Below are 11,693 nucleotides of genomic sequence, written 5' to 3'. Positions count from 1 at the left end.
CGCCTGTTCTACAAGGATTTTTCGGGCGATTAGAGCCTGTATTCGGTACAATCCGGCTTTGTGCCCGCTGGATCCAACTGCCGCCGACAGCCCTGCCGGCCGCTTGCGGCGCACCGCCTGCAGCATCCCACCGCATTCTGAAACCAACCGAACGCAGAGACATCATGTCGCTTTTTTCCGCCGTCGAACTGGCCCCGCGCGACCCCATCCTGGGCCTGAATGAAGCCTTCAACGCCGATACCCGCAGCACCAAGGTGAATCTGGGCGTGGGCGTGTACTTCACCGACGAAGGGAAAATCCCGGTGCTGCGCGCGGTTCAGGAAGCCGAAAAGGCCCGCCTGGCGACCGTCGCCCCGCGCGGCTACCTGCCGATCGAAGGCATTGCCGCCTACGACCAGGCCGTGCAGAAGCTGCTGTTCGGTGCCGACTCCCCGCTGATCGCCGAAGGCCGCGTCGTCACGGCGCAGGCTCTGGGCGGCACCGGCGCGCTGAAGATCGGCGCGGACTTCCTCAAGCGCCTGGCCCCGAACGCCAAGGTCGCCATTTCCGATCCGAGCTGGGAAAACCACCGCGCGCTGTTTGAAGGCGCCGGCTTTGAAGTCGTCAACTACACGTACTACGACGCCGCGTCGCACGGCCTGAACTTTGGCGGCCTGCTCGATTCGCTCAACAGCTACGCACCGAACACCGTCATCGTGCTGCACGCCTGCTGCCACAACCCGACGGGGGTCGACATGACGGCCGACCAGTGGAAGCAGGTCGTGGAAGTCATCAAGGCCAAGAACCTGATCCCGTTCCTCGACATGGCCTACCAGGGCTTTGCCGACGGCATCCAGGAAGACGGCCTGGCCGTGCGGCTGTTTGCGGAGTCCGGCCTCTCGTTCTTCGTGTCGAGCTCGTTCTCGAAGTCGTTCTCGCTGTACGGCGAGCGCGTCGGCGCGCTGTCGATCGTGACGGCCAGCAAGGACGAAGCGGCCCGCGTGCTGTCGCAGGTCAAGCGCGTGATCCGCACGAACTACTCCAACCCGCCCACGCACGGCGGCACGGTGGTTGCCACGGTGCTGAACAGCCCCGAACTGCGTGCCATGTGGGAGCAGGAACTCGGTGAAATGCGCGACCGCATCAAGTCGATGCGCAACGCGCTGGTCGACAAGCTGGCCGCCAAGGGCGTGAAGACGGACTTCTCGTTCGTGAAGGCGCAGCGCGGCATGTTCTCGTACTCGGGGCTGACCTCGGCACAGGTCGATCGTCTGCGTACGGAGCACGGCATCTACGCCGTGTCGACGGGCCGCATCTGTGTGGCGGCGCTGAACACCCACAACATTGACGCCGTGGTCAACGCCATCGCCGACGTGCTGTAAGGTGACGCGTGTGCCACCCACCGTGGCGCAATTGCAAAAAGAAAAGCGGCTTCGGCCGCTTTTTTGCTGCATGGTCCTAGACTGACACGGGCGCATCATATGAGGCGCGCAACACTCGGGTATCAGGGTTTGTGCTGCATCGCAGTAATATGTGCGTCGGTGCATAATCGTTTGCGTCGCCCCCGCCACCACAGAACGGTCCAGCCATGCTTTACCAGCTCCACGAATTCCAGCGCGCCCTGCTCAGCCCCATGACGGCCTGGGCGCAGGCCACCGCCAAGACCTTCACCAACCCGCTGAGCCCGCTGTCGCTGCTGCCCGGCGCACAACGCTACGCCGCGGGCTACGAGCTGCTGTATCGCCTCGGCAAGGAATACGAAAAGCCGGAGTTCGGCATCCGCTCGGTCAAATCCAACGGGCGCGACATCCCGATCGTCGAACAGACCATCATCGAGAAGCCGTTCTGCCGCCTGATCCGCTTCAAGCGCTACGCCGACGACGCCGAGACCATCAAGCTGCTCAAGGACGAGCCGACCGTGCTCGTGTGCGCGCCGCTGTCGGGCCACCACTCCACGCTGCTGCGCGACACGGTCCGCACGCTGCTGCAGGACCACAAGGTGTACGTGACGGATTGGATCGACGCCCGCATGGTGCCGGTCGAGCAAGGGGCCTTCCACCTCTCCGACTACATCAACTACATCCGCGAGTTCATCAACCACATCGGGGCCGAGAAGCTGCACGTGATCTCGGTGTGCCAGCCGACGGTGCCGGTGCTGGCTGCCATCTCGCTGATGGCGTCGGACGGCGAGCAGACGCCGCGCACCATGACCATGATGGGCGGCCCGATCGATGCGCGCAAGAGCCCGACGGCGGTCAACTCGCTGGCGACCAACAAGTCGTACAGCTGGTTCGAGAACAACGTGATCTACACGGTGCCGGCCAACTATCCGGGCCACGGTCGCAAGGTCTATCCGGGCTTCCTGCAGCACGCCGGCTTCGTGGCGATGAACCCGGACCGCCACCTGTCGTCTCATTACGACTACTACCTGAGCCTGATCGAAGGCGACACCGAAGACGCCGAAGCCCACGTGCGCTTCTACGACGAGTACAACGCCGTGCTCGACATGGCCGCCGAGTACTACCTCGAGACCATCCGCGACGTGTTCCAGGAATTCCACCTCGCCAACGGCACGTGGGTGGTGGAAGGCAAGCCCGTGCGCCCGCAGGACATCCGCAACACGGCGCTCTTCACCATCGAAGGCGAGCTGGACGACATCTCCGGCAGCGGCCAGACCGAAGCGGCGCACGGCCTCTGCACCGGCATCCCGAAAACGCGCAAGCAACACCTCACGGCGCCGAAGTGCGGCCACTACGGCATCTTCTCGGGCCGGCGCTGGCGCGAGCAGGTGTATCCGCAACTGCGCGATTTCATCCGCCGCTACGACCAGAACGCACCGCGCATCAAGGCCGTGGCCTGAACGCCGCGCAATGAAAAAGCCTCGCAACTGCGAGGCTTTTTTGTTAGGCGGTGCGCGTCAGCCCTTCGGTTTCTCGAGGTACGCCAGAAGCATCTTGATGTGGAGCTGCGCGAACGCTTCGTGCTCATCGGCCGAGGCAATGTCACGCCCGACCACTGCGCTGATCGTGTAACGGTTGGACAGCACGTAATAGCCCAGCGCCGAAATCGTCAGGTACAGCCGCGGCACGTCGACATCGTCGCGGAAGACGCCCGCCCGCTGGCCGCGCTCCACCACGCCGCGCAGCACGTCAATGACCGGATTGACGAGCTCGCCGAGGTGCGCAGACGTCTTCAGATGCCGCGCCTCGTGCAGGTTCTCGCTGTTGAGCAGGCGGATGAACTCGGGGTTCTCGTAATAGAAATCCCAGACGAAACGCGCAAGCTGGATCACCGCCTCGCGCGGGTCGGACGACTCGATCTGCACCTGCTCTTCCGCCTCCTTGAAGCGGAAGTACATGTGCTCGAGCACGGTCAGGAAGAGCTTTTCCTTGCTGCCGTAGTAGTAGTACAGCATGCGCTCGTTGGTTTCCGCCCGGCGCGCAATGGCATCGACGCGGGCGCCCGCAAAGCCGCCTCGCGCAAACTCTTCGATGGCCGCGGCAAGAATGCGTCGACGCGTGCCGGCAGGGTCGCGACGGGCACGAGGGGCGGCGGATCCGCCCTGGGCATCGACGTCCAGGTCGGGGAGCGGCGCGGCGGGGTAAGACGGCATGGCACGTCGGTCCGTTGGAACGCAGGGATTATGTCATAGGGATAAGACATGCCCGCCGCACACGATGTCAGGGCATGCACGCCTTGCGCGACGGACAAATCGGCGATAATGCCGGGCTATTCAAATGACAGATCCCATCGTGGTTTCCTTGCCCCCCACATTGGCCGCATCCCTGGCCGACCGGCTCGAAAACCTCCTGCCGCAAACGCAGTGCACGAAGTGCGGCTACAACGGCTGCCGCCCGTACGCCGAAGCCATGGCCAGCGGCGAAGCCCTGCCCAACCGCTGCCCGCCGGGCGGCGCGGAAGGCATCCGCCGGCTCTCCGAAGCCCTCGGCCGCCCGGGCGAGCTGCTGCCGCTGGACCCGGCCAACGGCGTCGAGCAACCCCGGGCGGTGGCCGTCATCGATCCGGAGCGCTGCATCGGCTGCACGCTGTGCATCCAGGCGTGCCCGGTCGACGCCATCGTGGGCGCCCCAAAGGCGATGCACATGGTGCTCGAAGACTGGTGCACCGGCTGCGATCTCTGCGTGGCGCCCTGCCCGGTCGATTGCATCGACATGGTCACCGTTACCGGCCAGCGCACGGGCTGGGATGCCTGGAGCCAGCAGCAAGCCGACGTCGCCCGGGACCGCTACGTCTTCCGCAACGCGCGCCTCAAGCGCGAACAGGCCGAGAACGAAGCACGCCTCGCCGCCAAAGCCGCGGCCAAGCTCGCCGCCGTGAACGCCGAGCAGCCCGCAGATGAGGCTGAGCTGGCAGCGCAGGCGCGCAAGAAGGCGATCATCCAGGCCGCCATCGAGCGTGCCCGGCAGAAGCAGGCCGAAATGGCGGCGCGCGGGCAAGGTCCGCGCAATGTCACCAACGTGCCGGCCGATGTACAAGCTCAGATCGACGAAGCCGAAGCCCGCCGCAAGCGCATCGCCGCGCTCTCCAAACCCGACGCCGACAACACCTGACACCGCCGCCGATGAATGCCGCCCGCCGCCGCGCCATCTTCGAGACCCTGCGCGAGAACAACCCGACGCCGACCACCGAGCTGGAATACACCACGCCGTTCGAGCTGCTGATTGCCGTGCTGCTCTCGGCACAGGCGACCGACGTGGGGGTGAACAAGGCGACGCGCAAGCTGTTTCCTGTGGCCAATACGCCGGCCAAGATCCTGGCGCTGGGCGAGGACGGGCTGACCGAGTACATCAAGACCATCGGCCTGTACCGCACCAAGTGCAAGCACATCCTGCAGACGTGCCGCATCCTGCTCGACCAGTACGGCGGCGAGGTACCGCGCGATCGCGCCGCGCTTGAAGCGCTGCCGGGCGTGGGCCGCAAGACGGCCAACGTGGTGATGAACACCGCATTCGGTGAGCCGACGATCGCCGTGGACACGCATATCTTCCGCGTGGCCAACCGCACGGGGCTGGCGCCGGGCAAGAACGTGCTGGAAGTCGAGCTGAAACTGCTGAAGGTGGTGCCGGAGGAATTTCGCCAGGACGCGCACCACTGGCTGATCCTGCATGGGCGCTACGTCTGCAAGGCCCGCAAGCCGGAATGCTGGCACTGCGCCATCGAGCCGCTGTGCGAGTTCAAGCCGAAAACACCGGCGCCGAAGGAATGAAAAACGGGGACATCGCGTCCCCGTTCTTCTTTGCGTCGGTCGCCCTCCGATCAGACGATCTTGCAGGCTTCCTCAAACGTCAGGCGCGGGTTGCGCGGATGCAGCTTTTCCACGTCGCCGTAGCCGATGTTCATGATGAAGTTGACCTTCCACTGCCCGTCCGGGAAGAACGTTGCGTTGACCTTGTCGGCGTCGAAGCCGGCCATCGGGCCGCAATCCAGGCCCAGCGCACGCGCGGCGATCACGAGGTAGCCGCCCTGCAGCGAGCTGTTCATCAGGGCTGCGGCGTTGATCTTGGCCTGGTCCCCGGCGTACCACGAACGCGCATCCGTGTGCGGAAACAGCTTGGGCAATTGCTCGTGGAACTGCGTGTCGTACGCAACGATGACCGTCACGGGCGCCTGGCGCGTCTTCTCCTGGTTGCCCGCCGACATGCACGGCACGAGGCGCTCCTTGGCCGCCGCGCTCTTGACGAACACGAAGCGCGCCGGGGTGCTGTTGGCGGCGGTCGGGCCGTACTTCACGGTGTCGTACAGCGTGTGCAGCAGTTCGTCGTCGACTGGCTTGTCGAGCCACACGTTGTGGGTACGGGCTGCGTGGAACAGTTGGTCCAGCACGGACGGTTCAAGCATGGGCATTGCAAAGCGCTCCAGAAAAGAGTCAAGGATCGCATTGTAATGGCGGCGCCCGCCTTGCGTCAGGCCACCAGGCGGCGGATCACGCCATGTCGTCGGCGCGGTGTCCGGTGGGCTTGGCGTCGGCGCGGGTGAGCCACAGCACGCCGGCCAGAATGAGCACGCCGCCGGCCATCTGCATGGGAGCGATCGACTCGCCGAGCAGCCCGGCCGCCAGCAAGACCGTCACCACCGGTTCCAGCGTCGACAGCATCGAGGCCTGCGCCGCCCCAAGCTTCTGCAGCCCGGCAAAGAAGCTCAGGATGGCGACCACCGTCGACAGGCCGGCAATCGCCAGGGCGGCGGCCCAACCCGCAAACGTGCCGGGCAGTTGCGCCGGCGCGCCCAACAGTGCCATCCCGGTGTAGACGACCGCCGCGGCAGTGCAGATGACGGTCGTGCAGGCGAGCGGATCGAGCCCGCGCGTCACGCGTGCACCGACCGTGATGTAGACGGAGTAGATCGCCGCCGACGCCACGCCCAGCGCAATACCGAGCGTGCTGCCGCCCGAGAGGCCCGCGCCGCCCACGGTGAGCCCGGCGCCCACCGAGCACAGCACCAGCGCAATGATGGCCGTCGTCGTCAGTCGCTCGCGCAGGAAGATCGCCGCCAGCACCGTCACGAACATCGGATACAGGTACAGCAGCAGCGCCACCAGGCTGGCCGGGGCGTAGTTCAACGCCGTAAAGAACGTGAACGACTGGCCCGCATAGCCGATGCCGCCCATCGCGGCCAGCCCGGCCACGCGCGACCACGGCGGGATGCCGATGCCGCGCACGCGCATCACCACCATCAACGTGGCCGCCGCGATGACAAAGCGCACCATCAGCAGGCCGACCACGTTGGCGCCGCTCGCATAGGCGTAGTGCGTGAAGATGGCCATCGCGCCGAAGGACGCTGCCGATATGGCAATCAGGAAGACGCCGAGGAGCTTGTCGCCCGCGCGTGCGGCCAGGGTGGAATCGGTGCGTTGTCTCATGGTGTGCGGCGTTGGTTGCGGGATCGCCGTCTGCGGTGTGGCGCGCCATTGTAGCGTTGGCGCCGCACCGGCACGTGCCGCAGCGCGCCGGTACAATGGCGGCATCATGTTCAATCCCTCCCGCGACGAAGTTCGCCAATTCTTTTGCGGCGCCTGGCGCAAGCATTGCCAGGCGGAAATCCTCACGCCGCTCGAAGCCATGGCGGTCGACTGGATGCTGCAGCATCCCGAATACCACGACACGCTCGAAGCCGGCGATGAGGCCCTGGCCCGCGACTACACGCCCGAGAGCGGCCAGAGCAACCCGTTCCTGCACCTGTCGATGCACCTGTCGATCAGCGAACAGGTGTCGGTGGACCAGCCGCGCGGCATCCGGGCCGCCTATGAAGCGCTGGCCCAGCGGCTCGACTCGCCGCACGAGGCGCAGCATCAGGTGATGGAATGCCTGGGGCAGATGCTGTGGACCGCCCAGCGCACCGGCCTGCCGCCCGACGGCGACGCCTACATCGAATGCGTGCGCAAGCGCGCCACCGCCCGGTAAGCGCCTTCGCGTCAGCCCAACAAAAAACCGCTCCGGAGAGCGGTTTTTTGTTGGTGGCTTTTGCCGATGCCGCAGCTTACTTCTTCAGCACCAGCGAGCCCGGCAGCGATTCGATATAGGCGGCGATATCCTTCAGCTCGGCCTGCGTGAACGGGCGTGGTTTGCCGTCTGCGCCGATGGTCGCCGGGTTGCTGTTGACCTGACCCGCCATGATGGCGTTGCTGCGGCCGACCAGCGGGTTGTTGCTGGTCTGATAGGCCAGCAGCGCATGATAGATGTAGTCGCCATGCTGGCCGGCGAGCTTCGGGTAATCCGGCGAGATGGGCGCGTTCAGGCCAGCGCCGTGGCAGGCCGCGCAGGCGCCCTTCTCCACCAACTGCTTGCCCTTTTCCAGGTCCGCAGCCTGCGCCGACACGGCGACACCCAGCATCCATGCGCCCAGACCGGACGCGATTGCGAGCGAGATCTTGTTCATGTTCTTCCTCGTCACTTCTGCGGGTTGTTGGGCGTGGCGGGCGTCTGCTGCGAGTAGTACGCGGCCAGGTTGGCGATGTCCTGGTCCGTCAGCGAGCCGGCGATGGCGCGCATGGTCGGGTGCTTGCGGTCACCCTTCTGGTATGCATGCAGTGCGGCCTCGATGTACTTCGCGTTCTGGCCGCCCAGGTAGGGCACGCGATACACCTCGGGGAATGACGTCTTGTAATCGGGGATGGCATGGCAGCCGATGCACATGGCGACCTTGCTCTCGGCGGCGGCCGCGTTGCCTTGGACGTCGGCTGCGGAGGCTGACGCGGCCAGCGCGGTCAATGCCACCATGGTGAGGATCTTTTTCATCTCGTTCTTAAGCGTGGAGTTTCAGAATCCTGCTCGCCCTGCCTGCTGGACCTGTCAGCCGGCCGTCTCTCTGGGCGCCTTCACCGACTACTGGCAAGAGGCCACCAGGCGGTCATTTGAGGTGCGTCAAACCGGCGCATTGTAACGCACGGCATTTTTTCCAGTCCAGTTAGGGGTCCCGTGACTTGACAGCGTGCAATGGCGCGCCCGCCAACGCCCGGCGGCAAACGGCCAAATGCTCTTATACTGGCCGTTTCCCAATCTTTTACCGCTCAGTAGGCTTGCACGATGAACACCACCACCTCGCCTGCCGCACCCGACCAGCGCGCGCGTTTCGAAGGCTCCGCCCAGTACGTCGCCACCGATGATCTCAAGCTCGCGGTCAATGCCTCGATGACACTGCAGCGCCCGCTGCTGATCAAGGGCGAGCCCGGCACGGGCAAGACCATGCTCGCAGAGGAAGTGGCCGCCGCGCTGGGCATGCCGCTGCTGCAGTGGCACGTGAAGTCGACCACCAAGGCCCAGCAGGGGCTGTACGAGTACGACGCCGTCTCGCGCCTGCGCGACTCGCAGCTCGGCGACGACAAGGTCCACGACATCCGCAACTACATCGTCAAGGGCGTGCTGTGGCAGGCGTTTGAAGCCGACCAGCCGGTCGTGCTGCTGATCGACGAGATCGACAAGGCCGACATCGAATTCCCGAACGATCTGCTGCGCGAGCTGGATCGCATGGAGTTCTACGTGTACGAGACGCGCGAGACCATCCGCGCCAAGCACCGCCCGCTGGTCATCATCACGTCAAACAACGAGAAGGAACTGCCCGACGCGTTCCTGCGTCGCTGCTTCTTCCACTACATCAAGTTCCCGGATGCAGAGACGATGCAGGCCATCGTCGATGTGCACTACCCCGGCATCAAGCCCGCGCTGGTCAAGGCCGCGCTGGACGCGTTCTACGAGATGCGCAACCTGCCGGGGCTGAAGAAGAAGCCGTCGACGTCCGAGCTGATCGACTGGCTCAAGCTGCTGCTGGCCGAAGACATTCCGCCGGAATCGCTGCGCAGCCAGGACAAGAACGCTGCGATTCCGCCGCTGCACGGGGCGCTGCTCAAGAACGAACAGGACGTGCACCTGTTCGAGCGCCTCGTGTTCATGAACCGCGCCAACCGCTGAGCGGAGCCGCAAGATGTCGCGCCTGATCGAGCCCGTCACCCTGTCCGGCCAGCACGCCTGGCTCGAGCCGCTCGGCCCGGAACATGCGGATGAAGTCCGCGCCGCAGTCGCCGACGGCGAGCTGTGGAAGCTGTGGTACACGTCCGTGCCCTCGCCCGAGAAAGTCGGCGACTGGCTGGCGATCGCGATGGACATGCGCGAGCGTCTCGGCGCCATGCCGTTCGTCGTGCGGGAGATGCGCGACGGGAAGCCGGGCAAGGTCGTTGGCGCCACGCGGTTCTTCAACGTCGACGAGGCCCATCGCCGGCTGGAGATCGGCCACACGTGGTATGCCAAATCGGTGCAGCGCACCGCCGTCAACACCGAATGCAAATTGCTGCTGCTGACGCACGCGTTTGAAGCGCTGCGCTGCATCGCGGTGGAGTTCCGCACGCACTGGATGAACCACCAGAGCCGCTCCGCCATCGCCCGCCTGGGCGCCAAGCAGGACGGCGTGCTGCGCAATCATCAGCGCATGCCCGACGGCAGCTTCCGCGACACGGTGGTCTTCTCGATCATCGAATCGGAATGGCTGACCGTGAAGCGGCATCTGCAGTACAAGCTGGAGCAGCATCCATGAACCCGTGGCTGCTGCTGGCCGGCACCATCGTCACTGAGGTGATCGGCACGTTGTGCCTGCGCCTGTCGGAAGGGTTTTCCAAGCCGGCGTGGATCATCGGCACGGCCGTCTGCTATGGGCTCGCGTTCTGGGGCCTGGCGATCGTCATGAAGCGCATCGACATGAGCATCACCTATGCGGTGTGGTCAGGCGTGGGCACGGTGCTGACGGCCATCGTCGGCATTCTGCTGTTCAAGGAAGGCGTGTCGATGGCCAAGCTCTCGGGCATCGGCATGGTGGTGGGCGGCGTGGTGCTGCTGAACATGAGCGGCGCCTCCCATTGAAGGCACCGGGCGCACGGAGCGGAGACGGACATGCTCATCGATTTCTTCTTCACCCTGCGGCAGGCCAAGCTGCCGGTCTCGGTCAAGGAATACCTGACGCTGCTCGAAGGGCTCAAGCAGCAGGTCATCGCGCCCTCGCTCGACGAGTTCTACTTCCTGGCGCGCATGACGCTGGTGAAGGACGAGAAGCACTTCGACAAGTTCGACCAGGCCTTCGGCGCATATTTCAAGGGCGTGGAAGGCGCCGTCGACTGGCGCGCGGACATTCCGCTCGACTGGCTCATCAAGAAGCTCGAACGCGAGCTGTCGCCCGAAGAGAAAGCCAGGATCGAGGCCATGGGCGGCCTCGACAAGCTGATGGAGCGGCTCAAGGAGCTGCTGAACGAACAGCACGAGCGGCACGAAGGCGGCAATAAATGGATCGGCACCGGCGGCACGTCGCCGTTCGGGCACGGCGGCTACAACCCGGAAGGCATCCGCATCGGCGGCCCATCCAAGGGCAACCGCACGGCCGTGAAGGTGTGGGAAGCCCGCGCCTACAGAGACTACGACGACACCGTCGAACTGGGCACACGCAACATCAAGGTCGCGCTGCGCCGCCTGCGCAAGTTCGCGCGTGACGGTGCCGACATCGAACTCGACCTCGACGACACCATCCACTCGACCGCGGCCAACGCCGGCCTGCTCGACATCAAGATGCGCCCCGAGCGGCACAACAACGTCAAGGTGCTGATGCTGATGGACGTGGGCGGCTCGATGGACGACCACATCAAGCGCGTGGAAGAACTGTTCTCAGCCGCCAAGACCGAGTTCAAGCACCTCGAGTACTACTACTTCCACAACTGCGTGTACGAATGGCTGTGGAAGAACAACCGGCGCCGCCATGCGGAGCGCTTCTCCACGTGGGACGTTATCCGCAAGTACCCGCCCGACTACAAGCTGATCTTCGTGGGCGATGCGACGATGAGCCCATACGAGATCCTGCAGCCCGGCGGCTCGGTGGAATACAACAACGCCGAGGCGGGTGCCGTGTGGCTGAACCGCTTGATCGAGCAGTTTCCGAAGTTCGTCTGGCTGAATCCGGAGCCGGAAGCGCTTTGGCAGTACCGGCAGTCCATCTCGGTCATCAACCAGATCGTGAAGACGCGCATGTATCCGGTGACCATTGCCGGGCTGGAATCGGCGATGCGGCTGCTGTCGAAGTAACGCGCCTTCCCGCATTCCTCCGGGCCTGGATGCGGTCATTACCTGCCGCGTAATCGACACCGTCCACGCCAGCATCGAAGATGAAGCCATGCAGCACGGAACGCGGATCACCGTGCCATGCAGCTTCCTCGACTCCCACGG

14 protein-coding genes are annotated in these 11,693 nt (G+C 64.9%); 9 read left to right on the top strand and 5 right to left on the bottom strand.

Annotation, left to right across the window (positions count from 1 at the left end):
* The first annotated feature begins 164 nt into the window (after nucleotides 1-164).
* Nucleotides 165-1,361 carry an amino acid aminotransferase gene (locus TK49_RS09275; protein ID WP_045786421.1) on the top strand — a complete coding sequence of 399 codons (1,197 nt, stop codon included), beginning with the start codon at nucleotides 165-167 and terminating at the stop codon, nucleotides 1,359-1,361.
* A 206-nt stretch (nucleotides 1,362-1,567) separates the two neighbouring features.
* Nucleotides 1,568-2,839 (top strand): polyhydroxyalkanoate depolymerase, encoded by a 1,272-nt coding sequence (locus TK49_RS09270; protein ID WP_045786420.1) that lies wholly within the window; start codon nucleotides 1,568-1,570, stop codon nucleotides 2,837-2,839.
* Between the two features lie 57 nt (nucleotides 2,840-2,896).
* On the opposite strand, the gene TK49_RS09265 is transcribed toward TK49_RS09270, so the two are convergent.
* On the bottom strand, nucleotides 2,897-3,592 hold the full coding sequence (locus tag TK49_RS09265) for a TetR/AcrR family transcriptional regulator (protein ID WP_045786419.1): 696 nt from the start codon (nucleotides 3,590-3,592) through the stop codon (nucleotides 2,897-2,899).
* A gap of 124 nt (nucleotides 3,593-3,716) precedes the next feature.
* Between TK49_RS09265 and rsxB the strand changes: the two genes are divergently transcribed.
* A complete protein-coding gene (rsxB, locus tag TK49_RS09260) occupies nucleotides 3,717-4,550 on the top strand; it encodes an electron transport complex subunit RsxB (RefSeq protein WP_254171184.1) in 834 nt (277 codons plus the stop codon).
* Between the two features lie 11 nt (nucleotides 4,551-4,561).
* On the top strand, nucleotides 4,562-5,206 hold the full coding sequence (gene nth / locus TK49_RS09255; protein WP_045786418.1) for an endonuclease III: 645 nt from the start codon (nucleotides 4,562-4,564) through the stop codon (nucleotides 5,204-5,206).
* Nucleotides 5,207-5,256: 50 nt separating this feature from the next.
* Here the strand turns inward: nth and TK49_RS09250 are convergent, their stop codons facing one another.
* Together TK49_RS09250 and TK49_RS09245 are read right to left on the bottom strand one after the other, a co-directional pair.
* The gene (locus TK49_RS09250) at nucleotides 5,257-5,844 is read right to left on the bottom strand and encodes a malonic semialdehyde reductase (protein WP_045786417.1); all 588 of its coding nucleotides are present in this window, start codon (nucleotides 5,842-5,844) and stop codon (nucleotides 5,257-5,259) included.
* A 79-nt stretch (nucleotides 5,845-5,923) separates the two neighbouring features.
* Nucleotides 5,924-6,859 carry a DMT family transporter gene (locus TK49_RS09245; RefSeq protein WP_045787826.1) on the bottom strand — a complete coding sequence of 312 codons (936 nt, stop codon included), beginning with the start codon at nucleotides 6,857-6,859 and terminating at the stop codon, nucleotides 5,924-5,926.
* Between the two features lie 106 nt (nucleotides 6,860-6,965).
* Between TK49_RS09245 and TK49_RS09240 the strand changes: the two genes are divergently transcribed.
* On the top strand, nucleotides 6,966-7,400 hold the full coding sequence (locus TK49_RS09240) for a DUF1841 family protein (protein WP_045786416.1): 435 nt from the start codon (nucleotides 6,966-6,968) through the stop codon (nucleotides 7,398-7,400).
* A 76-nt stretch (nucleotides 7,401-7,476) separates the two neighbouring features.
* Here the strand turns inward: TK49_RS09240 and TK49_RS09235 are convergent, their stop codons facing one another.
* Entirely contained in the window at nucleotides 7,477-7,875 is a 399-nt protein-coding gene (locus TK49_RS09235) for a c-type cytochrome (protein WP_045786415.1), read from the bottom strand.
* A gap of 11 nt (nucleotides 7,876-7,886) precedes the next feature.
* A complete protein-coding gene (locus tag TK49_RS09230; RefSeq protein WP_045786414.1) occupies nucleotides 7,887-8,234 on the bottom strand; it encodes a c-type cytochrome in 348 nt (115 codons plus the stop codon).
* Between the two features lie 288 nt (nucleotides 8,235-8,522).
* Between TK49_RS09230 and TK49_RS09225 the strand changes: the two genes are divergently transcribed.
* The 4 genes from TK49_RS09225 to TK49_RS09210 are packed head-to-tail and all read left to right on the top strand — an operon-like array spanning nucleotide 8,523 to nucleotide 11,552.
* Nucleotides 8,523-9,404: an AAA family ATPase gene (locus TK49_RS09225; RefSeq protein WP_045786413.1), complete on the top strand. Its 882-nt coding sequence runs from the start codon at nucleotides 8,523-8,525 to the stop codon at nucleotides 9,402-9,404.
* 13 nt (nucleotides 9,405-9,417) lie between these two features.
* Nucleotides 9,418-10,023: a GNAT family N-acetyltransferase gene (locus tag TK49_RS09220; protein WP_045786412.1), complete on the top strand. Its 606-nt coding sequence runs from the start codon at nucleotides 9,418-9,420 to the stop codon at nucleotides 10,021-10,023.
* On the top strand, nucleotides 10,020-10,346 hold the full coding sequence (locus TK49_RS09215) for a DMT family transporter (protein ID WP_045786411.1): 327 nt from the start codon (nucleotides 10,020-10,022) through the stop codon (nucleotides 10,344-10,346). Before TK49_RS09220 ends, TK49_RS09215 begins: the two co-directional genes overlap by 4 nt.
* Before the next feature lie 30 nt (nucleotides 10,347-10,376).
* A complete protein-coding gene (locus TK49_RS09210) occupies nucleotides 10,377-11,552 on the top strand; it encodes a vWA domain-containing protein (RefSeq protein WP_045786410.1) in 1,176 nt (391 codons plus the stop codon).
* The last annotated feature ends 141 nt before the right edge of the window (nucleotides 11,553-11,693 follow it).

It is taken from the genome of Ralstonia mannitolilytica (genome assembly GCF_000954135.1).
GTDB classification, from domain to species: Bacteria; Pseudomonadota; Gammaproteobacteria; order Burkholderiales; family Burkholderiaceae; genus Ralstonia; species Ralstonia mannitolilytica.
Note: the sequence above shows the minus strand (reverse complement) of the source record. Positions and strands in the feature narration are given on the sequence as shown.

Coding starts and splice junctions, on each gene's coding strand:
- TK49_RS09245 (WP_045787826.1), bottom strand. CDS start 6,859: ATGAGACAACGCACCGATTCCACCCTGGCCGCACGCGCGGGCGACAAG.
- TK49_RS09215 (WP_045786411.1), top strand. CDS start 10,020: ATGAACCCGTGGCTGCTGCTGGCCGGCACCATCGTCACTGAGGTGATC.
- TK49_RS09275 (WP_045786421.1), top strand. CDS start 165: ATGTCGCTTTTTTCCGCCGTCGAACTGGCCCCGCGCGACCCCATCCTG.
- TK49_RS09225 (WP_045786413.1), top strand. CDS start 8,523: ATGAACACCACCACCTCGCCTGCCGCACCCGACCAGCGCGCGCGTTTC.
- rsxB (WP_254171184.1), top strand. CDS start 3,717: ATGACAGATCCCATCGTGGTTTCCTTGCCCCCCACATTGGCCGCATCC.
- TK49_RS09270 (WP_045786420.1), top strand. CDS start 1,568: ATGCTTTACCAGCTCCACGAATTCCAGCGCGCCCTGCTCAGCCCCATG.
- TK49_RS09250 (WP_045786417.1), bottom strand. CDS start 5,844: ATGCCCATGCTTGAACCGTCCGTGCTGGACCAACTGTTCCACGCAGCC.
- TK49_RS09210 (WP_045786410.1), top strand. CDS start 10,377: ATGCTCATCGATTTCTTCTTCACCCTGCGGCAGGCCAAGCTGCCGGTC.
- TK49_RS09235 (WP_045786415.1), bottom strand. CDS start 7,875: ATGAACAAGATCTCGCTCGCAATCGCGTCCGGTCTGGGCGCATGGATG.
- TK49_RS09240 (WP_045786416.1), top strand. CDS start 6,966: ATGTTCAATCCCTCCCGCGACGAAGTTCGCCAATTCTTTTGCGGCGCC.
- TK49_RS09230 (WP_045786414.1), bottom strand. CDS start 8,234: ATGAAAAAGATCCTCACCATGGTGGCATTGACCGCGCTGGCCGCGTCA.
- TK49_RS09220 (WP_045786412.1), top strand. CDS start 9,418: ATGTCGCGCCTGATCGAGCCCGTCACCCTGTCCGGCCAGCACGCCTGG.
- nth (WP_045786418.1), top strand. CDS start 4,562: ATGAATGCCGCCCGCCGCCGCGCCATCTTCGAGACCCTGCGCGAGAAC.
- TK49_RS09265 (WP_045786419.1), bottom strand. CDS start 3,592: ATGCCGTCTTACCCCGCCGCGCCGCTCCCCGACCTGGACGTCGATGCC.